We start from the raw sequence: 21,181 nt of genomic DNA, 5'->3' as shown, positions 1-21,181 counted from the left end.
CGACGGCTCATGGCCAACTGGTGAATACCGGGCGCGAACGGGTCCCCGCGCGAAGGAAGTTGTCGTAGGGTCGCCTGGGTCGCCGTGCCGGGGAGCACGGCCGGGAAGCGGCGGAAGCGCACTGGGATCTGAGAGACGGCGGGCTGGGCCGGTCGTCCGTGGGAGGGGTTCAATCGATGGCGGCGCAATTCGGCAGGAGGCTGCGCAAGGGCGCGGCAACCACCGCTGTGGCCGCGGCCGCGGTCGCGGCTCTGTCCGCCTCCCAGGCCCCGGGAGTGACCGTCGACGACCACGGCAGACAGTCGGCCGGTGCCGACACGGGCCAGGACGTGAACGACACGGGCGACGGAACCGCGACCGGCAACTCGCGCTACTTCACCGATCTTCCGCCGCTGGAGAGCCCGAACCCCGCGCCGACCACGGGGGGTGGCGCACCCGCCGCCGCGGGCTCCGCCGAGGCGGGCATCCCCGCGACGGTGCTGGACGCCTACAAGCAGGCCGAGGCGTCGCTGCGCGAGTCCAAGCCCACCTGCAACCTGCCCTGGCAGCTCCTCGCCGCGATCGGCAAGGTCGAGTCGGGCCAGGCCCGCGGCGGCCGCGTCGACGCGAACGGCACCACCCTGTCGCCGATCCTGGGCCCGGTCCTGAACGGCAACGGCTTCGCCAGCATCCACGACACCGACAACGGCGCCTACGACGGCGACAGCACGTACGACCGCGCGGTGGGCCCCATGCAGTTCATCCCCTCCACCTGGGAGTGGGCGGGCCGCGACGGCAACGGCGACGGCAAGAAGGACCCCAACAACATCTACGACGCGGCGCTCGCCGCCGGGCACTACCTGTGCCGCTTCGACCACGACATGTCGGTCCAGTCGCAGATGAACGCCTCGATCCTCAGCTACAACAACTCGACGGCCTACCTCCACACCGTCCTGTCGTGGCTGCAGTACTACCGCAAGGGCACGCACGAGGTGCCGGACGGCACGGGCACGCTGCCCTCGCACAACAGCGACGGCACCACCACACCGAGCCCCACGCCACCGGTGCCCTCCCCGCCGGCCGGCCACACGCCGGGCGGCGGTCCCAAGAGCCCCGCCCCGAAGCCGACCCCGCCCGCCCCGTCGACGCCGCCCTCCACCCCGACCCCGCCCGCGACGCCGCCCCCGACGAGCCCGCCCACCACCACGCCGACGCCCACCGAGACGGTGGACCACCTGGCGGACGCGGACACCGGGACGCTCACGGCGACGGCGGGCGACACGTTCGCGCACAAGGTCGTCGTCCGCACCGAGGACGACGACGACAAGGCCGTGGCCAAGGTCCGCGTCCGGTTCACGATCATCGGGGACACCGACGCCGTCTTCACCGGCGGCGAGAACGTCGCCACCGTCGTCACCGACAAGCTCGGCACCGCCGCCGCGCCCGCGCTCGTGGCCGGCGAGAAGACCGGCGACTTCACCGTCCGCGCCACCGTCGTGGGCCGCGTCATGTCCGGCCTCGACTACACCGCGACCGTCACCGCCCGCCAGGCCGACACCCTCGCCCGCACCGGCGACACCGCGCTGACCTGTGTGCCGGGCGGCGAGTTCGCCGACCAGGTCGAGGTGAAGGCCACCTACAAGGGCGCCGTCGCGGGCAAGGTCGCCGCCACCGCGACCCTGATCAAGTCCGCCGACGACACAGGCGAGAACGACAAGGGCCCCTACTTCAAGGACGCGGACGGCAAGACCGTACGCACCCTCACGGACCTGACCACCGACGCCGACGGCCTGCTCAAGCTGCCGAAGCTGTACGCCGACGACACCGCCGGCACCTACCTCCTCCGCATCACCACCACGGGCGGAGCGACCCTCACCGTCGAACTGACGGTGGCCGCCGCCGCTTCGTAGCCCCGGGCCGCCCACCGCGCGGCCCGTGAGCGTCCCCGGGGCGCCCCTCCACTCACGCCGGAGGGGCGCCCCGCTGCGTTCCTGATCCGATCCCGGTCCGTTGTCTGCGCGACGTGTTCTCATCTCGGCCCGCCGTTGCTACGGTGCCGGACCTGACGATGTATCAGCTCCTGGCCCTCGGGAGGCCCGCATGCGTGCCCTCATCGCCGCCGCGACCGGTCTCGCCGTGGCATTCGCGCTGGTCCTGACCATCACGGCCATGGGCTCGCCGGCCGGCCACACCTCGCCGAAGCCGATGCTCACCACCGTCCCCAAGCACCCCTGACGCACGCACCGGGAGGGCCGTCGAGATGCGCCGCAAGGCAAGCCTGATCCTGCTCGCGCTCGCCGTGTTCTTCACGGCGCTGTCCCCGCTGCTGCGCTGGTACGCCTTCCCGCGCCTGGCCAAGATCCCGGCGAACCAGTACCAGGACATGGTGCTGGAGGCGAAGGACGCCACCCTCCTCGACTACGGCACCATGAAGGCCCGGAAGGTCTCCAAGGTCACCGTCGTGCAGACCCTCAAGGGCAATGTGGAGGCCTCCGAGAGGATCGAGCGGACCGCGGGCCGTGACGTCGTCGTCTGGGACTCCCTCTCCTACGTCCAGGGCCCCGACGGGAAGATGGTCTCCAAGCTCCCCGAGCGCTACATCTTCGACGCCCACAGCCAGGACCCCGTCCACGCCACCGGCGAGTCCGTCGACGGCGACCCCGTCACCCGCCAGGGCATCGAGTTCAAATGGCCCTTCCGGACGGAGAAACGCGACTACGAGTACTTCGACGCGCAGACCCGCACCTCCGCGCCCATCCACTACCAGGGCACCAAGACCTTCCGGGGCGTCGAGGTCTACTACTTCGAGCAGACCATCCCCTGGACGAAGGTGAAGTTCCCCAAGGTCATGCCCGTCCAGGGCATCACCCCGGAGTCCGTCGCCAAGACCGGCACCACCCGCTGGTACACCACCGTCCGCCGGTTCTGGGTCGAGCCGGTCACCGGAGCGCCCGTCTACGGCGAGGAGATCCACAAGGAGGAACTCCGCGGCGGCACACTCCTGGGCGACCGGGACAAGGTGACCGCCTTCGCCGGGCACGTGAAGATGCGGGAGGACTACATCAGGCACACAGTCGACCTGGTCAAGTCGAACCGCACCCTGGTCCTGATGATGACCTCCTACCTCCCCTGGGGCTTCCTGCTCCTGGGCGCCGCCCTGCTGTCCCTCTCGCTGTACCTGGAGGCCCGGAGCCGCAGGCCCGGTGGCGCGGCACCCGCTCCGGCGGCCGACCCCGAGCCCGTCAGCGCCTGAGCCGCGCGTTCGTGAACCGCGTCGGCTCGGCCGTCGCCGGGTCCTCGGGCCACGGATGCTTGGGGTACCGGCCGCGCAGCTCGGCCCGTACGCCCTTGTAGCCGTCCTTCCAGAAGGACGCGAGATCGGCGGTGACCGCGGCGGGCCGGCCCGCGGGGGAGAGGAGATGCACGAGAACGGGCACGCCGGCGACGGCGGGCGACGCGTGCAGCCCGAACATCTCCTGCAGCTTCACGGCGAGCACCGGCTGCCCGGGGTCGGCGTAGTCCACGCGGATCCTCGAACCGCTCGGCACCTCGATCCGCTCGGGAGCGAGTTCGTCGAGCCGGGCCGCCTCCCCCGTGGCCCAGGGCAGCAGCCGGGCCAGCGCCTGCCCGGCGTCGATCCGCCCCAGGTCCGCCCGGCGCCGGGAACGGCTCAGCTCCGGCTCCAGCCACTCCTCCACGCGCGCGTGGAGCGCTTCGCCCGAGACGTCCGGCCACGGGTCACCGAGCCGCCGGCGAAGGAACGCGAGCCGCTGCCGCAGCACCTCGGCGTCCGGCGACCACCGCAGCAGACCGAAGCCCTCCTCCCGCAGTCCTTCGAGCAGCGCCTCCCGTACGAGCCCGGGGTCCGCGTTCCGCAACGGCCGCACGGCCAGCTCCACCGCCCCCAGCCGCTCCACCCGCCGTGCGACGACATCGCCCTCGGCCCAGTGGACCTCGTCGCCCTCGGAGTACAGGCCGTCGGCGGCCCGCCGTGCCGTCCGCTCGTCGATGACGGCCGCGAGCCGCACGCGCGCGTGCCCCCTGCCGACGGGACGGTCGGCGACGGCCACCGCGAGCCAGGGAGCACCGCGCAGGACGGAACCCTCACCGACGTCGGCGCGCGTTCCGTTGACCATGAGATGGGAGCCGCCCTGCGCATGGGCGACGCGCTCCGGGAACGCCAGCGCGGCGACCAGCCCCACGACCCGGTCGTCCCCGGGCTCCCGTGCCCCGCCGTCCGCCGGCGCGCGGTCACCGTCGGCTGAGTGCTCCGGGCCCCCCGCACGCGTCGGGGGAGAAGAAGGGGAGCCGGAGGCGGGCCCGGCGCCGGCCGCCGCGGAGCGGAGACGGCGCGACTCGGTGCGCCAGCGGGCCGCGTAGGCGTCGCCCCCGCGCCGGGCGGTGCGCCAGGCCGCGGCCAGGTCGTCGCCGTACTCGCGCGGGGGCTCCTCGCTCAGCAGGGCGACCACGTCGGCGGCCCGCGACCCGCCCACCACCGGCGTCGCGTCCAGCAGCGCCCGGGCGAGCCGGGGGTGCAGACCCAGGCGGGACATGCGCACGCCGCGTTCCGTGGCCCGCCCCGCGGCGTCGACCGCGCCCACGGCCGACAGGACGGCCCGCGCCGCCGCCATCGCACCGCCCGGCGGCGGGTCCAGCAGCGCCAGCCCCGTCGCCTCCGGATCGCCCCAGCAGGCCGCCTGGAGGGCGAACGCCGTCAGATCGGCCACCTTGATCTCCGGCGCCGGGAACCGCGTCAGACGGCCGTCCTCCGCCTCCGCCCAGCACCGGTACACCGCGCCCGGTGCCTCACGCCCGGCCCGCCCCGCCCGCTGGCGTCCGGCCGCCTGAGAGGCCCGTACGGTCGCCAGGGCGCTCAGCCCGCGCGCGTGGTCCACCCGCGGCTCCCGCGCCAGTCCCGCGTCCACGACCACCCGCACCCCGGGCACCGTCAGCGACGACTCGGCCACCGAGGTCGCGAGGACCACCCGGCGCCGCGCACCGGGCGCGAGCACCGCGTCCTGCACGGCGGCCGGAGCCCGCCCGTGCACCTGAAGCACATCGACGTCCCCGAGACCGCCCAGCTGCCCGGCGACCCGCGCGATCTCGCCGACCCCGGGAAGGAAGCACAGGACGTCCCCCGAGCGCTCGGCCAGCGCCCGCCGCACCGTGGACGTCACATGCGTCAGCAGCGCCGGGTCCACCCGCATCCCGTGCGGCGGCCGTACGGGGCGCGCGGGCGGCGACCACACCACCTCGACCGGATACGAGACACCCTCGGCCTCGACCACCGGCGCGTCGCCCAGCAGCCGGGCCCAGCCCCCGGCGTCCGTCGTCGCGGACGCGGCGACCAGCCGCAGCTCGGGCCGGAGCGCGGCCCGCACGTCCAGCAGGAACGCGGCCACCGTGTCGGCGTCCAGATGCCGCTCATGGCACTCGTCGAGCACGACCACGTCGACGCCCGCCAGCTCCTGGTCCCGCTGCAGCCGCTGGAGCAGGACCCCGGTCGTGACGACCTCCACGCGCGCGCGGGGGCCGACCACCCGCTCCCCGCGCACCGTGAAGCCGACGCTTTCGCCGACCTGCTCGCCCAGCAGCCACGCCATCCGCCGCGCGGCGGCCCGGGCCGCGATCCGCCGGGGCTCGGCCACCACCACCCGGCGCGCCGGGCGCCCGCCGTCCAGGAGACCCGCCAGGGCCAGCGGCACCAGCGTCGTCTTGCCGGTGCCCGGCGGCGCCACCAGTACCGCGCTGCCGTGCCCCTCCAGGGCATCGTCCAGACCGGGCAGGGCACCACGTACGGGCAGCACGTCCAGGGCGTCGTAACGGATCACGCCCCCAGTCTCGTACGGGCGTCAACTCGTACCGGCGTCGAACCGGCCGCCCACGAGCCTCGGGACGGCCCTTTGCGCGGGCGGGGCGCGTCATCGGTACGAGGGGCACGCGCGCGTGCGGTACGCGTGCGCCCTCGTACGCCCACGCGCGCGTGCCTCTTCACTCGAAGCCGTGCGGGCCGCAGCCCGGTACTCGCGGCCCTTCGGACCGGGGCCCGTACGTCAGTCCCGCTCGCAGACGAAGATCGCCGTGCCCGGAACGAGGCTGCCGCGCAGCGGGGACCAGCCGCCCCACTCCTGGGTGTTCCAGGCGGGCCACTCGGGCTCGACGATGTCGACCAGGCGGAAACCGCCGGCCACCACGTCGCGCACCCGGTCGCCGACCGTCCTGTGGTGCTCGACGTACACCGCGCGGCCCTCCTCGTCCTGCTCCACGTACGGAGTGCGGTCGAAGTAGGACGCGGACACCGTCAGGCCCTCGGGACCCGGCTCGTCCGGGAACGCCCAGCGGACCGGATGCGTGACCGAGAAGACGAAACGGCCGCCCGGGCGCAGCACCCGGTGGACCTCCCGCAGCACCAGCACCGGGTCGGCGACGAACGGCAGCGCGCCGTACGCCGAGCACGCGAGGTCGAAGGAGCCGTCGGCGAAGGGCAGCGCGCTCGCGTCCGCCTCCACCAGGGGGACGGTGCCCCCGATGCGCAGGGCGTGCTGGAGCTGGCGGTGGGAGAGGTCCAGGGCCACCGGACGCGCGCCCTGCCCGGCCAGCCACCGCGAGCACTGTGCCGCGCCGGCGCCGATCTCCAGGATGTCCTTGTCCTTGAGGTCCTCCGGAGGGCCGAGCAGCTCGGCCTCCACCTCGTCCAGTCCCTCGGGACACCACACGAATCGGTCGTCGCCGAGGAACGTGCCGTGTTCGATCTGGTAGTCGTCCGCGTTCCGGTCCCACCAGCCCCGATTCGCCCGGGAACTCTCGATGAGGTCCGCATCACGTCGGGTGGCTTCCGGTTCGAACGGTTCGGGCTCTTGGATGATCGGCTCCCTCGTCGTACTCTTCCGTCCAACCCGTCTCGGGCGTGTCACGAAAGAGGCGTCCTACTGCCCGCGTGGCCTTGTGAGACAGGTCTTGTGCCGGGATTGCGGCGATCCGCCCCGGGTGTGCGCCTTCGCGCATTGACCCTGCCCGGCTGCCCCCGTATGCTACAAGTTGCGCTGCGGGCCTGCGCTCCTCAGACGTAGCAGGCTGCGCTCGCATCTGTATGTATGTCCCCTCGGTTTTCGAGGCGCCTACCCGGTTTGCCGGGTTTGGCGCTTCCTTGGCTGTCCGGCCTTCTACAGAGCGAAACGGGCTCCCGGCGTAAGCAGTACCTACGACTCACTGTCCGTACCGGAGCCCTTTCCCACATGACGAGCAGCACCGAGACCACCTCTACCACGCCGCAGGTAGCGGTCAACGACATCGGTAACGAGGAAGCATTCCTCGCCGCGATCGACGAGACGATCAAGTACTTCAACGACGGCGACATCGTCGACGGCGTCATCGTGAAGGTCGACCGGGACGAGGTCCTGCTCGACATCGGTTACAAGACCGAAGGTGTCATCCCGAGCCGCGAGCTCTCGATCAAGCACGACGTCGACCCGAACGAGGTCGTCAAGGTCGGCGACGAGATCGAGGCCCTTGTTCTCCAGAAGGAGGACAAGGAAGGCCGCCTGATCCTCTCGAAGAAGCGCGCCCAGTACGAGCGCGCCTGGGGCACCATCGAGAAGATCAAGGAAGAGGACGGCATCGTCACCGGCACCGTCATCGAGGTCGTCAAGGGTGGACTCATCCTCGACATCGGCCTCCGTGGCTTCCTGCCGGCTTCTCTCGTCGAGATGCGCCGTGTCCGCGACCTCCAGCCCTACGTGGGCAAGGAGCTCGAGGCCAAGATCATCGAGCTGGACAAGAACCGCAACAACGTGGTCCTGTCCCGCCGTGCCTGGCTGGAGCAGACCCAGTCCGAGGTCCGCCAGACGTTCCTCACCACCCTCCAGAAGGGTCAGGTCCGCTCCGGCGTCGTCTCCTCGATCGTCAACTTCGGTGCCTTCGTGGACCTGGGTGGCGTCGACGGTCTGGTGCACGTCTCCGAGCTCTCCTGGAAGCACATCGACCACCCCTCCGAGGTTGTCGAGGTCGGCCAGGAAGTCACCGTCGAGGTCCTCGACGTCGACATGGACCGCGAGCGTGTCTCGCTGTCGCTCAAGGCGACGCAGGAAGACCCGTGGCAGCAGTTCGCCCGGACGCACCAGATCGGTCAGGTCGTCCCGGGTAAGGTCACGAAGCTCGTCCCGTTCGGTGCGTTCGTCCGTGTGGACGAGGGCATCGAGGGTCTGGTCCACATCTCCGAGCTGGCCGAGCGCCACGTGGAGATCCCGGAGCAGGTCGTCCAGGTCAACGACGAGATCTTCGTCAAGGTCATCGACATCGACCTCGAGCGCCGCCGCATCAGCCTCTCGCTGAAGCAGGCCAACGAGGCCTTCGGTGCCGACCCGGCGTCGGTCGACTTCGACCCGACCCTGTACGGCATGGCCGCGTCGTACGACGACCAGGGCAACTACATCTACCCCGAGGGCTTCGACCCCGAGACCAACGACTGGCTCGAGGGCTTCGAGTCCCAGCGTGAGGTGTGGGAGACGCAGTACGCCGAGGCGCAGCAGCGCTTCGAGCAGCACCAGGCCCAGGTCATCAAGTCCCGCGAGGCCGACGCGCAGGCCGAGGCCGAGGGTGCCACCTCCACGAGTGCGGCTCCGGCTGCCTCCGGCGGCGGCTCCTACTCCTCGGAGTCGGACGACAACTCCGGCGCCCTGGCGTCGGACGAGGCGCTGGCTGCCCTCCGCGAGAAGCTCGCCGGCGGCCAGAGCTGAAAGCTCTCCGCTAGCAAGTAGCCAAAGAAGTGGGCCCGCACCGATTCGGTGCGGGCCCACTTCCATGGGGGGTCGTTCTCCGGGAGTGCGTCAGGGCGTCACCGTGATGTTGGTGAGCCCCTTGCCGCCCGTCACCGTGTTGGAGGCGTACACGGTGGTCCTGCAGCCCGTGCCGTAGTTGGTGACGTTGACCGCCAGTTGCTTGTCGCCCGTGGCGCCCCGCAGGTCCGAGGCGTTGCCGCGGAACACCGTGCCGCAGCCCCAGCCGGACTGCTGGGTGTGGGTCTCGTAGCCGTCGTTCGTCGTCGCCGTGCCCTTGTTGTTCTCCACGAGGACGTCGTTGCCCTTCACGTCGACCCAGGAGTCGTCGTAGTTGGCGCCGGTCAGGCCGCTGCCGTCGAAGGTGTTGCCGGTGATGCGCGCCCCTGTGGTGCCCTCCTTGATGTCGACGTTCTCGCCGCCCACGTCCGGTCCGATCGTGTTGCCGGTGATCTGGACGCGGTCGCTCTTGTCCGAGGTCCCGCCGGCCGTGCCCACGTACACGCCCTCGCCCATACCGCGGCCGTCGTTGCCGGTGTCGTAGATCGTCGAGTTGCTGATCACGCCGTCCGTGCTGGAGTTGCGGAAGTGGACGCCCTCCATGTCGAGCCCGTGGACGGTGACCCTGTCGACGACGACGCCCTTCGCCGAGTCGATCATGATGCCCTTCTGGCCGCCGGTGACGGTGATGCCCTGGACCGTCCAGTACGAGGCGCCGTTGAGGTGCAGTCCATAGCCGCCGCCCGCCGTGAGGACGGCTTTCGAGGAGCCGCTGACTGTGATGCGGGAACCCGCGCTCGCCGCTGTCGTCGTCTTGAAGTTGCCGGTGTACGTGCCGTCCGCGAGGTGGATGGTGTCGCCGGGGGCCGCCGAGGTGAGGGCCGACTTCAGCTGGGCGGCGGTGGAGACCTCGATGACCTGGGCCGCGTTCGCCGCGGGAGCCGCCGCCAGTGCCCCGGCCGTGACCGCCGTCGCGCCGAGCAGGGGGAGGAGAAGCGTGCGTGGGATGCGCATGTGGGGGTGACCTTCCCGTCGGTTCGTAAGAAAGAGGTTCTCGTACATGAACTTCGGGTGCCCATCTGAACGTAAGGGGGTGGCGGGGTCGCGTCAAGGTCTGGACCAGGCCGGTGTGCGCGGAGAGAAACGTGGCGGATACACGAGTAACTGCCGGGCCGTAACAGGCCGTTGCCAGGATCCCCGGGTCATTCAAGATCGTGAGGGGAGTCGAAGGCATGGCAGCACACGAGCGATCGACAGCGGCGAGTCGGCGGGCGTTCTTGCGCAACGTCGGTCTGACCGGCGGCGCGGGCGCGATGTTCGCCACCATGGGAGCCCTCGGTCTCGCGCCCACCGCGCAGGCCGCCCAACGTGAACAGCCCTTCCGTGCACCGAAGTCGGGCGATTTCACGCTCTCCGGGAGGGGGGCCGCGAAGGTCGTGATCGTAGGCGGCGGCATCGCGGGTCTCGCCTCCGCGTACGAGCTCGGCAAGGCGGGCTACGACTGTACGGTCCTGGAGGCGAGAGACCGCACCGGTGGCCGCAACTTCACCGTGCGCGGCGGTGATTCGACCACCGACCTGTACGGCAACACGCAGACGGCCCGGTTCAGCGAGGGTCAGTACATGAACGCGGGTCCGGCCCGCCTCCCGCAGTGGATGGTCACCCTCGACTACTGCCGGGAACTCGGCGTCCCCGTCGAAGTGTTCACGAATACGAACGCGGACGCGTACATGTACAACGAGTCGGCCGGCATGACCAAGCCGATGCGCCACCGGACCGCGAAGGCCGATGTCTACGGCTACGTCTCCGAGTTGCTGGCCAAGGCCACCGACAAGGGCGCCCTGGACAAGGAGCTGACGGCCGCCGACCAGGAGAGGCTCGTCGAGTTCCTGAAGGACTTCGGCGAACTCGGCGACAAGCTCACCTATGAGGGAGGTCCGCGCCGCGGTTACACCACCGTCCCCGCCGCCGCCGGAACCCCGGGCGTGCTCCTCGGTGACGTCCCGAGCGCCTCCGAGGTCTTCGCCTCCGGCGTCGGCCGGTACTTCTCCTTCGAGTTCGAATTCGACCAGGCGATGCTGATGTTCCAGCCGGTGGGCGGCATGGACCAGATACCCAAGGCGCTCACCAGGGCGATCGGGGCCCACCGCATCCGTACCGGAGCGGCGGTCTCCCGGATCACCGACAGGGGAAGCGGCGTCACCGTCACGTACACCCAGGGCGGGCGCACCAGGACCCTGGACGCCGACTTCTGCATCGGCGCTCTGCCGCCCAACATCCTCGCCAAGATCCCGCACAACCTCGGCTCCGGCGTCCAGAGCGCCCTGGAGGCGATCACCCCGCAGTCCGCGGGCAAGATCGGCCTCGAATACCGGTCCCGCTGGTGGGAGCTCGACCACCGGATCTACGGCGGTATCACCGAGACCGACCTGGACGTCACCCACATCTGGCACCCCTCGTACGGCTTCCACGGCCGGCGCGGCGTCATGATCGGCTACTACAACTACGGCTCCGACGCCGACTCGTACGCGAAGCTCACCCCCAAGGAGCGCGAGAAGCGCGCGGTGGCCGCCGGCGTGAAGATCTACGGCGAGAAGTACCGCACCGAACTCGACTCGTCCTTCTCCCACCACTGGCGCCAGACCCCGCACCTGGAAGGCGCCTGGCACAACACCCCCGGCGGGCCCGACGACGTCCGCTACAAGCCGCTGAACCGGCCCACCGGGCGGGTCTACTTCGCGGGCGACTGGCTCAGCTACGCCGACGCCTGGCAGCACGGCGCCTTCACGTCCGCCCGCAACGCCGTCACCGCGCTCCACGCGCGCGTGCTGTCCGCGTAACACAGGTGTGCTGTGCTGGTGGCGGTCCGCCGACGGTGCCCTCACCGTCCCCGGAACTCTTTCCAGCCCGTCGTGGAGGCTGAGAGACCGGCACGAGGCAGCGGTGCGGAGCACGGGACGGGAATGTCCGTGCTCCGCACCACGTTGTGCAGTACGAACACGAGGAGGAGCGGTCACAGTGCTTGATCCGCAGGGTTTGTACGCATGGGAGCCGAAGGGCCTGGCCGTGGTCGACATGGCGCTCGCCCAGGAGTCGGCCGGTCTTGTCATGCTCTACCACTTCGACGGATACATCGACGCGGGCGAAACCGGCGACCAGATCGTCGACCGGGTGCTCGACTCGCTGCCCCACCAGGTCGTGGCCCGCTTCGACCACGACCGTCTCGTGGACTACCGGGCCCGCCGCCCGCTGCTGACGTTCAAGCGGGACCGCTGGACCGAGTACGAGGAGCCGACGCTCGAGGTCAGGCTCGTCCAGGACGCCACCGGAGCGCCCTTCCTGCTGCTGTCGGGACCCGAACCGGACACCGAGTGGGAGCGCTTCGCCGCCGCCGTCCAGCAGATCGTGGAACGGCTCGGCGTCCGTCTCTCCGTGAACTTCCACGGCATCCCCATGGGCGTCCCGCACACGCGCCCCGTGGGTCTCACCCCGCACGGCAGCCGCACCGACCTGGTGCCTGGCCACCGCAGCCCCTTCGACGAGGCGCAGGTCCCCGGAAGCGCCGAGTCCCTCGTCGAGTACCGCCTCATGGAGGCCGGTCACGACGTCCTCGGTGTCGCCGCGCACGTGCCGCACTACATCGCCCGCTCCCCGTACCCGGACGCGGCGCTGACCGTCCTGGAGTCCATCACGGCCGCGACCGGTCTGGTGCTTCCCGGTATCGCCCACGGCCTGCGGACCGAGGCGCACCGCACCCAGACGGAGATCGACCGCCAGATCCAGGAGGGCGACGAGGAGCTCGTCGCGCTCGTCCAGGGTCTTGAGCACCAGTACGACGCCGCCGCGGGCGCCGAGACCCGCGGCAACATGCTGGCGGAACCGGTGGAGATCCCCTCGGCGGACGAGATCGGCCAGGAGTTCGAGCGATTCCTCGCGGAGCGCGAAGGCGAGGGCTGAGCCCTCTTCCCGGGCTCCCGGACATCCGGATGCCCGGGGCGCTCCCTGGCGGACGGCCCGTCAGTGGCAGGCCCTAAGCTGCGGGACATGCTGAAGGTGGGCCTGACCGGTGGTATCGGCGCCGGCAAGAGCGAAGTGTCACGGCTGCTCGTCGAGCACGGCGCTGTGCTGATCGACGCGGACAGGATCGCGCGCGAGGTCGTCGCGCCCGGAACTCCCGGACTGACGGCGGTCGTCGAGGCCTTCGGGACGGACGTACTCGCCCCGGACGGCAGCCTCGACCGGCCGAAGCTCGGCTCGATCGTCTTCGCCGACCCGCAGAAACTCGCCGTCCTGAACGCGATCGTGCACCCCCTGGTCGGCGCCCGCTCGCGCGCACTGGAGGACGCCGCCCCCGAAGACGCCGTCGTCGTCCACGACGTGCCGCTGCTCGCGGAGAACGGCCTGGCCGCGCTGTACGACCTCGTGATCGTCGTCGACGCCCGCCCCGAGACCCAGCTCGACCGCCTCGTCCGCCTGCGCGGCATGACCGAGGAGGACGCACGCGCCCGCATGGCCGCCCAGGCCCCGCGCGACAAGCGCCTGGCGATCGCGGACGTCGTCATCGACAACGACGTACCCCTGGAGGAGCTGGAGCGGCGCGTACGGGACGTATGGGCCGATCTCGTGCGCAGGGCCCGCCGGCCCCAGGAATAGCGGCCCTCGCCAGGGGCGTTGAACCCTTCCAGCGAGGGAAGGACTCTGCCGTGCCCGAGACCAGCGGATCGACCGGACGCACTCCGGAGACGCACGTCATCGACTTCCGCGCCGCCGAGCAACTGCTCGCCGCGCGCGACCCGCGGGGCGCGGTGAAGCTGCTCGACCCTGTCATCGCCTCGCATCCCGAGAACACCGCGGCCCGGCTGCTGCGCGCGCGTGCCTTCTTCGCCGCCGCGCAACTGCGCCCCGCCGAGCTGGAGTTCACGATCGTCCTGGAGCGCGAGCCGGACAACGCGTTCGCGCACTTCGCGCTCGCCCGGACCTATGAGCGCCAGCGACGCCCCGAGCAGGCGATGCGCCACTTCAGACTGGCGGCCGCACTCGACCCGAAGCCGCAGTACCTGAAAGCGGCACGGTTCGACGCGTAGCAGGTCGACGCCGGGACGCGGGCGCGGCCCGCCGGCACACGGCGGAGACGTGCGCGGCTCCTTGCGCGCGATGCCGCCGATCAGGGCGGCAGCAGTGCCGCGTCAGGGGTGCGACGGCCTCGACGGGCGTCGGCGCTCCGGCGGCCGGTACGGATACCGGTCGTCCACGGGCTCGTACGGCGGGACGTCACGCCCCGGCTGATAGTGCGGGCCCTGTCTCATGTGCCGAAGGATCATGGTCATGTCGACGGTGACGATCACCCAGAGCAGGCCGCACGCGGCCGCCCATCCCGGCCGCCCGGCGAGGGCGAACGCGACCGTCCCGAAAATGGCCCAGATCAGGCCCCAGACACTCAGCCAGAAGCGCATCCGCAGAGCACTCCGCGCTGTCACCGGTTCACTGCCCGTACGCATCAGGATCACTACTCCTACAGGGAAACGTACTCTTCGTGGTGCACGTTCACCAAGGGAGAGCGGTCCGGACGGCGGCCGCCGGGGGAGGCGACGGTGCTGCTGAAGGCGCTGCGGGCGGACGCGAGGCTCGCCGAATGGCTCAGAGACCTGGAGAGTGAGTGCCCAGCCCCGCGGGAAGCGGCGCTCCCGGACGCCGACACGTTGCCGGACGTCCTGCTCGACCTGTCCGTACCCCACGAGCACATCAACGAACTCGTCGCGCTGCGGGACCGGTTGGCCGCGGACCCGGAGGCCATGACGCTCCTGGCGCGCTGCGTCACCCGCTTCGTCCGGGACATGGGAGAGATCGGCAAGGGCTGGGAGCCGCCCGCGTTCCCCGCGACGACGGGAGCACTCGGGCGCTGCTTCCATCTGTACGTCTTCGTAGCGGCGCTGCCGCACGTCCGCGCCCATCACCGTGAGCGCGGTGTCCCGGAGGACGTCTCCCGGCGCACGCTCGCCGACCTCGGCCGGCATGTGTCCGTGCACCACAGAAGGGCGGGCGGCCCCGGGCTGCTGTTCCCCTGGTGGATAGCCCTGCACTTCCACGGTGAGCTGTTCCAGCTCGGCCGGCTCCAGTTCCAGCGGGCGCTCCTGGGGCGGCGCACGGGCCGTGCCGTCGCGGCTGCGGGGCTGGACCTGGGCCCCGGCGACCCCTGCCTGAGCCTGCACATCACCGACTTCCGCGGCCCCCTCTCCCCGTCCGCGTGCGACCGTTCGCTCGCCCTGGCCCGGGAGTTCTTCGCCCGCCACTACCCCGACGAGCGCCACGAGGTCGCCGTCTGCAACTCCTGGCTGCTCGACCCGCAGCTCAAGCGGTATCTGCCGGCCGACTCCAACATCATCCGCTTCCAGGACCGCTTCGACATCGACCGAGAGGAGACGAGCCCGGACGACTCGGTGCCCGTCGGCTTCGTCTTCGGCGATCCGGAGATTCCGCTCGACGAACTGCCGCGGCGCAACAGCGTCGAGCGCGCGGTGGTGGACCACCTGCGCGCGGGCGGACATTGGTACGGAGGGCGCGGCTGGTTCGCGCTGTAGTCCCTCCCGCCGTGGCCCGGGAGCACGGCTCCCGCTCGGACTGGTGTCCCTCGAACATGTCACCCGAACGAGTGATGATGGAAGGGAACGGGCTTGCGGAAGCCGTCCGTTGGACGGGTATGAGGATCGAGAAGCGTCAGGGATACGAGGGCACGGGACCCGGTGCCATCACACCGGACGGCTGCGCGGTCGAGCTCTACACCCGCCTGCCCGTCGGAACCGAACCGGACATCATCACCGCCGCGGTGCCCGCCGCCGCGCATGTCCTGGAGCTGGGCAGCGGGGTCGGGAGGATGACCCACCCGCTCCTGGAGCTCGGGTTCACGGTCACGGCGGTGGACGAGTCCGCCGAGATGCTGGAGCACGTCCGCGGGGCGCGCACGGTACGCAGCGCCATCGAGGACCTGGATCTCGGCGAGACGTTCGACGTGGTGCTGCTGGCGTCGTTCCTCATACACGCCGGGGACGTCCGGGTGCGGCGGGCGCTGCTGGACACCTGTGTCCGCCATGTCGCCGACGACGGCTGCGTGCTGTTCCAGCGCGAGGGCGAGGACTGGCACACCGACGTGCCGCGCGAGCGCACCGACCCGTCCGGTTTCGCCGTACGCATCGTGTCCGCCGAGCCCGTCGGGGACGGGGTCGACTCGATCCACGCGGAGTACGTGTTCCCTGACGCCACCTGGACCCAGACGTTCCTGTCCCGCCCGCTGACGAAGGACGCCTTCGAGGAGGCCTTGGGGGAGGCGGGCCTGAAGGTGGACCGGTATCTGACGGACGACGGGGTGTGGGTGAGGGCGGTGAAGGGGTGAGGGACCCGGCGCAAGGGGAACGGAGCCGCCGGGGAGGCCCGGCGGCTGGGTGAGCCCGCGGAGCAGGCCCGTGCCGCCCGGGCGGCACAAACTCCGCTGGACACCGATGAGTTCCCGGCCGGTCCCCGGTCTGTCTCTGTGAAAGCAGCAGCCACCGCTTCACACAGGAGACCACCGTGTCCGAGACCACCCTTCCCCTCGCCGCCACCGCTCAGGCCGCCGCCGCGCCCCGCTCCCGCCGTGCCCGTATCTCCCTGACCGCCCTCCAGGTCGTCCTCGGCCTCTTCTACGCGTTCGCGAGCGCCCTTCCCAAGCTGATCGCCCACCCTTCGGCCACGGAGTCGTTCGACAAGCTGGGCTGGGGCCACACGGGCATGTACATCATCGGCGCGCTCGAACTCGCGGGAGGCATCGCCCTGTTGATCCCGCTGCTGGACTCGGTGGCCGCGGTGGCGCTCAGCGCACTGATGGTCGGCGCGTTCATCGTCAACGTCACCGTCGTCCACGGCCCGTACGTGGCGACCCCGCTCATCCTGATCCTGCCGCTCGCCCTGATCGCCTGGGCCCGGCGCGGCCACACAACCGAACTGCTCCGCCTGGTACGCCGGCGGGCGGGACGCCGGGTGTGACGACGCGGGAAGGACGAAGGGCTCCCCCGGGACCGGGGGAGCCCTCGACGTCGTACGACGCACGTCGGCCTTCCGAAGGTTCAGGTGCCCGAGGTGCCCGACGAACCCGATGAACCGGCCGAACCCGATGAACCGGCCGAACCGGAGGAGCGCGGACCGGCCCAGGGAGGACCGGTCCAGCGGGGACCGGCCGAGCGGCGGGAACCGCCCCCGGACCCGGTCGATCCCGTCGTGCCGGTGGACGGGCCGGAGGAGCTGACCGGGCCGGACGAGCCCGCCTGCATCCCCCGGAGACGCTCCAGCTCGCGGCGGTCCCGCTTGGTCGGACGCCCCGCACCCCTGTCCCGCAGGCCCGCCGGGGCCACGGCCTCGCGCGGCGGAGGCGGCGGGCTGTTGTCGACGTAGCACTCGACGGCGACGGGCGCACCGACCCGCTTGCGGATCACGCGCTTCACGACGACGACCCGTTCCCGGCCCTCGTGCCGCAGGCGTACCTCGTCCCCCACGCGTACCGAGTACGCGGGCTTGACGCGCTCGCCATTGACCCGAACATGACCGCCCCGACAGGCCGTGGCACCCATCGAACGGGTCTTGACGAGACGGACGGACCAGATCCAGCTGTCGACCCGCACGCTCTCGCCGCCGGCCGGTCCTGCCCCGGCGGCGGCGATCACGGCGGCGGCCTTGGCGGCAGCGGTCTCGGACGACGCCCCGGACGTGGCCGTGGCGGCCTCCTCGTCGCCCGAGCCGCGCGCGCCGCCGGTGCCCGCGCCCTTCATCTCCCCGTCAGCACCCTGAGAAGCCATGTCTCGACTCTAATGCCCGGGGTCCGGAGCGCCGCATGCCTTTTCCGTCGCTCGGACCACCCCGGATGCATCCGGTCGTACGGTGGTGGCGTGGACAGCGGCGGTCCGAACGAAGAGGGTCCGGTTGTTGCGCCCGCTCCGGCGGATTCCCCTGGCCCGGTTGTTGTGACCGGTCCGGCGGGTTCCCCCGGTCCGGCTGCTTCGGCCGGTCCGGGAGGGGGTCTGCCCCGCCCGGCTGATCTTGCCGCGCTGGACGCGCGGATCGCCGGCTGCCGGGCCTGCCCGCGGCTCGTCGCGTGGCGTGAGGAGGTGGCCGCCACCAAGCGCGCCGCATTCGCCGGCCAGACGTACTGGGGGCGTCCGGTGCCCGGGTTCGGCCCGGCCGACGCCTCCCTCCTCGTCGTCGGGCTCGCGCCCGCGGCGCACGGCGGGAACCGGACCGGGCGGATGTTCACGGGGGACCGGTCGGGCGACGTGCTCTACGCGGCGCTGCACGACGTCGGCCTCGCGTCGCTGGGGACCTCGGTGAGCGCGGACGACGGACTGGAGCTGCACGGCGTACGCGTCACGTCTCCCGTGCACTGCGCGCCGCCCGCCAACAAACCGACGCCCGCGGAGCGGGACACCTGCCGGCCCTGGCTCGTACGGGAACTGGAGCTGCTACGGCCCACGCTGCGGGCGGTGGTCGTGCTCGGGGCCTTCGGCTGGCAGGCCGCCCTGCCCGCCTTCGCCGGGGCGGGGTGGACGGTGCCCCGGCCGCGTCCGGTGTTCACGCACGGGGCACGGGTGACGCTCGCACGGAGGCCGGAGCCGGACCCCCCTGTCGCCGTCCCCGACTCCTCCGCCATCGAACTCTTCGGGTGCTTTCACGTCAGCCAGCGGAACACCTTCACTGGGCGGCTCACGCCCGCGATGCTGCGGGAGGTATTGAGCGCGGCGGCGGAGGCGGCGGGGCTGACGACCCGCCCGCCGTCGGGTTAGCCTCGCGCGATGGGGCTGTATCCGGAGATCGAACCGTACGACCACGGCATGCTCGACGTCGGTGACGGCAACCGTCTGTACTGGGAGGTCTGCGGGAACCCCGACGGCAAGCCCGCGGTCATGCTGCACGGAGGTCCGGGCTCCGGCTGCGGCCCTCGGTACCGGCGCTACTGCGACCCCGCCACGTACCGGATCGTGCTGCTCGACCAGCGCGGCAGCGGCCGCTCCACGCCGCACGCCGCCGCGTACGGGACGGACATGGCCGTCAACACGACGGCCCATGCGATCGGGGACCTGGAGCTGCTGCGACAGCACCTGGGCATCCGGCGGTGGCTGGTGTGGGGGGTGTCGTGGGGGTCGGTGCTCGGGCTGCGGTACGCGCAGACGTGCCCGGACGCCGTCTCCGAACTGGTGCTGACCGCGGTGGCCACCGGCTCGAACGCCGAAGTGGCCTTGCTGACGAGGGGACTCGGACAGTTCTATCCCGAGGCGTTCGAGCGGTTCCTCGCCGAACTGCCCGAGCGGGAGCGGGACGGCAACCTCGCCGCCGCGTACAACCGGCTGCTGGAGTCGCCCGACCCCGAGGTACGGGCGCGGGCGGCCCGGGCCTGGACCGACTGGGAGACGGCGATCGTCCCGGCGCCCCCGCGTTCGGTGGAGCGCTACGAGGATCCCCGCTTCCGGATGGGCTTCGCACGTACGGTCACGCACTACTGGGGCAACGACCACTTCCTCGGGGACGGGAACGACGAGGGTGTCGTGATCCGCGACGCGCCCCTGCTGAAGGGCATCCCGGGGACCCTTGTGCAGGGCAGCCTCGACTTCGGGAATCTGCTGGGCACGGTATGGCGGCTCCACCATCGCTGGCCCGGCAGCGAGTTGACCGTCGTGGACGACGTCGGGCACACCACGGGGGCGGCCGGTGTGGTGGACGCGCTGGTGGCGGCGACGGACAAGTACGCCTCGCGTCAGTGAGCCGGCTCCGCCTCGGGTACGACGGCGGTCGCCGTGATCTCCACGAGCTGGCCGGTGTACCCGAGGCAGGCCACCCCGAGCAGGGTCGAGGAGTGCGGACCGATGCTCAGCCCGGACGCCTCGACGACCTCCCAGACCGCGGACAGCACGGCGGGTTCACCGCTGACGACGTACACATCGGTCGACACGACATGGGCCATGTCGCTTCCCACGGCGCGTAGTTGCTCGTCGAGGTTGGCCAGCACCTGCTCGGCCTGCCGTACGGGATCGCCCGCGCCGACCAGCTTCCCGTCGGCGTCGAGCGGCACGGACCCGGCGAGGAAGGCCAGCTTCGTCCCCGCCTCGACGACGGACGCGTGCGCGTAGACGGGCGGCGCGAAGAGGCTGGGAACGGTGACGCGCTGGACCATGGAGGTCTCCCTGTCGATGGGGCGAGGGACAACCTGCCGATGATGCGGGTTCGGCGCGGGCGCCCGCATCCGAATTACCGCCCGGCACCCGGAAGGCCGAACGGAGGCAGGGACACCCGGTCCGACGGGCCAGGCGGCGGCGGGACGGCCCGGTTCCGCCGTGGGCCGGGCCGCCCGGGTGAAGCCGGTCCGACCTGGACCAGGGCCGACCAGGGCACCCGCTGCCGCTGGATACCGGGTCGACGCCGGTGCCACCCCGGCAGCATCCTCGTCCCATGCACACCGAGAAGCGGAGGTCTGTGTCGGTGAACGCGGACGACGAGACGGTGAACGCGGACGACGAGAAGTTCCTCGCGCACGTCGCCGACCGGCTCGCCGCCCTCCCGGCGGTCCGGTCCGTGGCCCTCGGCGGTTCCCGGGCCGAGGGCACCCATGGTCCGGACAGCGACTGGGATCTGGCGGTCTACTACCGGGGCGCCTTCGACCCCGACGACCTCAGAGCCGTCGGCTGGCAGGGGGAGGTCTCCGAGATCGGCGGCTGGGGCGGCGGAGTGTTCAACGGCGGTGCCTGGCTCACCGTCGACGGGCGTCGGGTCGACGTGCACTACCGGGATCTCGACGTCGTCGAGCGCGAGGTGGCGGAGGCGCGGTCCGGCCGCTTCCGCGTCGAGCCCCTCCTCTTCCACCTCGCCGGAATTCCCACCTACCTGGTCGTCGCCGAACTCGCGGTCAACCGCGTCCTGCGCGGCGACGACCTGCCGCGCCCCCGTGTCTATCCGCCCGAGCTGCGTGCCTCCGCCTCCGCACGCTGGTACGGCACCGCGCGGGCCACGCTCGCCTACGCGAAGGCCCACCACGCGCCCGCCGGCCGGCTCACGGAGGTGGCGGGAGCCCTGGCGACAGCCGCCATGCAGACCGGTCACGCGGTGCTCGCGGCCCGCGGGGAGTGGGTGACGAACGAGAAGAGGCTGCTGGAACGGGCGGGACTGCGAGGGGTGGACGACCTCGTGGCGGGCGCGCGGCCGGATCCCGGATCACTTGTCTCCGTCGTCTCCGACGCTGAGGCGTTCTTCGCTGCGGCAGTGGAGCCGGAGCCGTTCTCTCCCCAGGGGTGAGGGAGTTGTCCCCGAAGGGCTGAGGACGAGGTCGCCGCGGAGCGGAGGGCGCCTCTCCCGGGCCGATCCCGAACGGGGCGGGGGACCGCGCGGGCAACCGGCCGGGGCGAATAACCCTTCGAGTG

Annotated in this window: 20 protein-coding genes; 14 read left to right on the top strand and 6 right to left on the bottom strand. The window is 71.6% G+C overall.

What is annotated here, in order from left to right:
• Positions 1-176: 176 nt before the first annotated feature.
• The 3 genes from OG788_RS13570 (at position 177) to OG788_RS13560 (ending at position 3,232) form a co-directional block, all read left to right on the top strand.
• Positions 177-1,889, top strand: coding sequence for a lytic murein transglycosylase (locus OG788_RS13570; RefSeq protein WP_406370989.1), 1,713 nt, complete (start codon positions 177-179; stop codon positions 1,887-1,889).
• 190 nt (positions 1,890-2,079) lie between these two features.
• A complete protein-coding gene (locus OG788_RS13565; protein ID WP_351550740.1) occupies positions 2,080-2,214 on the top strand; it encodes an SPW_0924 family protein in 135 nt (44 codons plus the stop codon).
• A 25-nt stretch (positions 2,215-2,239) separates the two neighbouring features.
• Complete coding sequence (locus tag OG788_RS13560; RefSeq protein ID WP_406370987.1) at positions 2,240-3,232, top strand: DUF3068 domain-containing protein; 993 nt, start codon at positions 2,240-2,242, stop codon at positions 3,230-3,232.
• Here OG788_RS13560 and hrpB read toward each other — a convergent pair.
• Both hrpB and OG788_RS13550 read right to left on the bottom strand, forming a co-directional pair.
• The gene (gene hrpB / locus OG788_RS13555) at positions 3,222-5,810 is read right to left on the bottom strand and encodes an ATP-dependent helicase HrpB (RefSeq protein ID WP_406370985.1); all 2,589 of its coding nucleotides are present in this window, start codon (positions 5,808-5,810) and stop codon (positions 3,222-3,224) included. The two genes, OG788_RS13560 and hrpB, sit on opposite strands and share 11 nt — an antisense overlap.
• Before the next feature lie 222 nt (positions 5,811-6,032).
• Positions 6,033-6,893: a class I SAM-dependent methyltransferase gene (locus OG788_RS13550; RefSeq protein WP_406370983.1), complete on the bottom strand. Its 861-nt coding sequence runs from the start codon at positions 6,891-6,893 to the stop codon at positions 6,033-6,035.
• Between the two features lie 321 nt (positions 6,894-7,214).
• On the opposite strand from OG788_RS13550, the gene rpsA reads away from it, so the two are divergent.
• Positions 7,215-8,714: a 30S ribosomal protein S1 gene (rpsA, locus tag OG788_RS13545; RefSeq protein WP_351550729.1), complete on the top strand. Its 1,500-nt coding sequence runs from the start codon at positions 7,215-7,217 to the stop codon at positions 8,712-8,714.
• Between the two features lie 90 nt (positions 8,715-8,804).
• Here the strand turns inward: rpsA and OG788_RS13540 are convergent, their stop codons facing one another.
• Positions 8,805-9,767 (bottom strand): right-handed parallel beta-helix repeat-containing protein, encoded by a 963-nt coding sequence (locus OG788_RS13540; protein ID WP_406370981.1) that lies wholly within the window; start codon positions 9,765-9,767, stop codon positions 8,805-8,807.
• A gap of 299 nt (positions 9,768-10,066) precedes the next feature.
• Here OG788_RS13540 and OG788_RS13535 point away from each other — a divergent pair, with 299 nt between their 5' ends.
• The 4 genes from OG788_RS13535 (at position 10,067) to OG788_RS13520 (ending at position 13,837) form a co-directional block, all read left to right on the top strand.
• Positions 10,067-11,593, top strand: coding sequence for a flavin monoamine oxidase family protein (locus OG788_RS13535; RefSeq protein ID WP_406376741.1), 1,527 nt, complete (start codon positions 10,067-10,069; stop codon positions 11,591-11,593).
• 178 nt (positions 11,594-11,771) lie between these two features.
• Positions 11,772-12,710 carry a PAC2 family protein gene (locus OG788_RS13530; RefSeq protein WP_351548102.1) on the top strand — a complete coding sequence of 313 codons (939 nt, stop codon included), beginning with the start codon at positions 11,772-11,774 and terminating at the stop codon, positions 12,708-12,710.
• A gap of 87 nt (positions 12,711-12,797) precedes the next feature.
• Complete coding sequence (gene coaE / locus OG788_RS13525; RefSeq protein ID WP_406370979.1) at positions 12,798-13,406, top strand: dephospho-CoA kinase; 609 nt, start codon at positions 12,798-12,800, stop codon at positions 13,404-13,406.
• Positions 13,407-13,456: 50 nt separating this feature from the next.
• Complete coding sequence (locus OG788_RS13520; RefSeq protein WP_406370977.1) at positions 13,457-13,837, top strand: tetratricopeptide repeat protein; 381 nt, start codon at positions 13,457-13,459, stop codon at positions 13,835-13,837.
• A gap of 102 nt (positions 13,838-13,939) precedes the next feature.
• Here OG788_RS13520 and OG788_RS13515 read toward each other — a convergent pair whose 3' ends face one another.
• Positions 13,940-14,251, bottom strand: coding sequence for a DUF6343 family protein (locus tag OG788_RS13515; RefSeq protein WP_351548089.1), 312 nt, complete (start codon positions 14,249-14,251; stop codon positions 13,940-13,942).
• 93 nt (positions 14,252-14,344) lie between these two features.
• Here OG788_RS13515 and OG788_RS13510 point away from each other — a divergent pair, with 93 nt between their 5' ends.
• The 3 genes from OG788_RS13510 (at position 14,345) to OG788_RS13500 (ending at position 16,769) form a co-directional block, all read left to right on the top strand.
• The gene (locus OG788_RS13510) at positions 14,345-15,331 is read left to right on the top strand and encodes an acyltransferase domain-containing protein (protein ID WP_406370975.1); all 987 of its coding nucleotides are present in this window, start codon (positions 14,345-14,347) and stop codon (positions 15,329-15,331) included.
• A 119-nt stretch (positions 15,332-15,450) separates the two neighbouring features.
• Complete coding sequence (locus tag OG788_RS13505) at positions 15,451-16,140, top strand: class I SAM-dependent methyltransferase (protein WP_406370973.1); 690 nt, start codon at positions 15,451-15,453, stop codon at positions 16,138-16,140.
• 176 nt (positions 16,141-16,316) lie between these two features.
• Positions 16,317-16,769 (top strand): DoxX family protein, encoded by a 453-nt coding sequence (locus OG788_RS13500; RefSeq protein WP_406370971.1) that lies wholly within the window; start codon positions 16,317-16,319, stop codon positions 16,767-16,769.
• An 80-nt stretch (positions 16,770-16,849) separates the two neighbouring features.
• On the opposite strand, the gene OG788_RS13495 is transcribed toward OG788_RS13500, so the two are convergent.
• The gene (locus tag OG788_RS13495; RefSeq protein ID WP_406370970.1) at positions 16,850-17,575 is read right to left on the bottom strand and encodes an RNA-binding S4 domain-containing protein; all 726 of its coding nucleotides are present in this window, start codon (positions 17,573-17,575) and stop codon (positions 16,850-16,852) included.
• 222 nt (positions 17,576-17,797) lie between these two features.
• Here OG788_RS13495 and OG788_RS13490 point away from each other — a divergent pair, with 222 nt between their 5' ends.
• Complete coding sequence (locus tag OG788_RS13490) at positions 17,798-18,556, top strand: uracil-DNA glycosylase (protein ID WP_406376740.1); 759 nt, start codon at positions 17,798-17,800, stop codon at positions 18,554-18,556.
• 9 nt (positions 18,557-18,565) lie between these two features.
• Positions 18,566-19,531: a prolyl aminopeptidase gene (pip, locus tag OG788_RS13485; protein ID WP_356757211.1), complete on the top strand. Its 966-nt coding sequence runs from the start codon at positions 18,566-18,568 to the stop codon at positions 19,529-19,531.
• Here the strand turns inward: pip and OG788_RS13480 are convergent.
• Complete coding sequence (locus tag OG788_RS13480) at positions 19,525-19,941, bottom strand: RidA family protein (RefSeq protein ID WP_356470393.1); 417 nt, start codon at positions 19,939-19,941, stop codon at positions 19,525-19,527. The two genes, pip and OG788_RS13480, sit on opposite strands and share 7 nt — an antisense overlap.
• Before the next feature lie 275 nt (positions 19,942-20,216).
• Here OG788_RS13480 and OG788_RS13475 point away from each other — a divergent pair, with 275 nt between their 5' ends.
• On the top strand, positions 20,217-21,056 hold the full coding sequence (locus OG788_RS13475; protein WP_406370967.1) for a nucleotidyltransferase family protein: 840 nt from the start codon (positions 20,217-20,219) through the stop codon (positions 21,054-21,056).
• Positions 21,057-21,181: the final 125 nt, after the last annotated feature.

Origin of the sequence: Streptomyces sp. NBC_00647 (assembly GCF_045207245.1) — a bacterium.
Classification (GTDB): domain Bacteria; phylum Actinomycetota; class Actinomycetes; order Streptomycetales; family Streptomycetaceae; genus Streptomyces.
This window is presented reverse-complemented; position numbering and strand designations above follow the sequence as displayed.

Coding starts and splice junctions, on each gene's coding strand:
- OG788_RS13570 (WP_406370989.1), top strand. CDS start 177: ATGGCGGCGCAATTCGGCAGGAGGCTGCGCAAGGGCGCGGCAACCACC.
- OG788_RS13565 (WP_351550740.1), top strand. CDS start 2,080: ATGCGTGCCCTCATCGCCGCCGCGACCGGTCTCGCCGTGGCATTCGCG.
- OG788_RS13560 (WP_406370987.1), top strand. CDS start 2,240: ATGCGCCGCAAGGCAAGCCTGATCCTGCTCGCGCTCGCCGTGTTCTTC.
- rpsA (WP_351550729.1), top strand. CDS start 7,215: ATGACGAGCAGCACCGAGACCACCTCTACCACGCCGCAGGTAGCGGTC.
- OG788_RS13540 (WP_406370981.1), bottom strand. CDS start 9,767: ATGCGCATCCCACGCACGCTTCTCCTCCCCCTGCTCGGCGCGACGGCG.
- OG788_RS13535 (WP_406376741.1), top strand. CDS start 10,067: ATGTTCGCCACCATGGGAGCCCTCGGTCTCGCGCCCACCGCGCAGGCC.
- coaE (WP_406370979.1), top strand. CDS start 12,798: ATGCTGAAGGTGGGCCTGACCGGTGGTATCGGCGCCGGCAAGAGCGAA.
- OG788_RS13515 (WP_351548089.1), bottom strand. CDS start 14,251: ATGCGTACGGGCAGTGAACCGGTGACAGCGCGGAGTGCTCTGCGGATG.
- OG788_RS13505 (WP_406370973.1), top strand. CDS start 15,451: ATGAGGATCGAGAAGCGTCAGGGATACGAGGGCACGGGACCCGGTGCC.
- OG788_RS13495 (WP_406370970.1), bottom strand. CDS start 17,575: ATGGCTTCTCAGGGTGCTGACGGGGAGATGAAGGGCGCGGGCACCGGC.
- pip (WP_356757211.1), top strand. CDS start 18,566: ATGGGGCTGTATCCGGAGATCGAACCGTACGACCACGGCATGCTCGAC.
- OG788_RS13480 (WP_356470393.1), bottom strand. CDS start 19,941: ATGGTCCAGCGCGTCACCGTTCCCAGCCTCTTCGCGCCGCCCGTCTAC.
- OG788_RS13475 (WP_406370967.1), top strand. CDS start 20,217: ATGCACACCGAGAAGCGGAGGTCTGTGTCGGTGAACGCGGACGACGAG.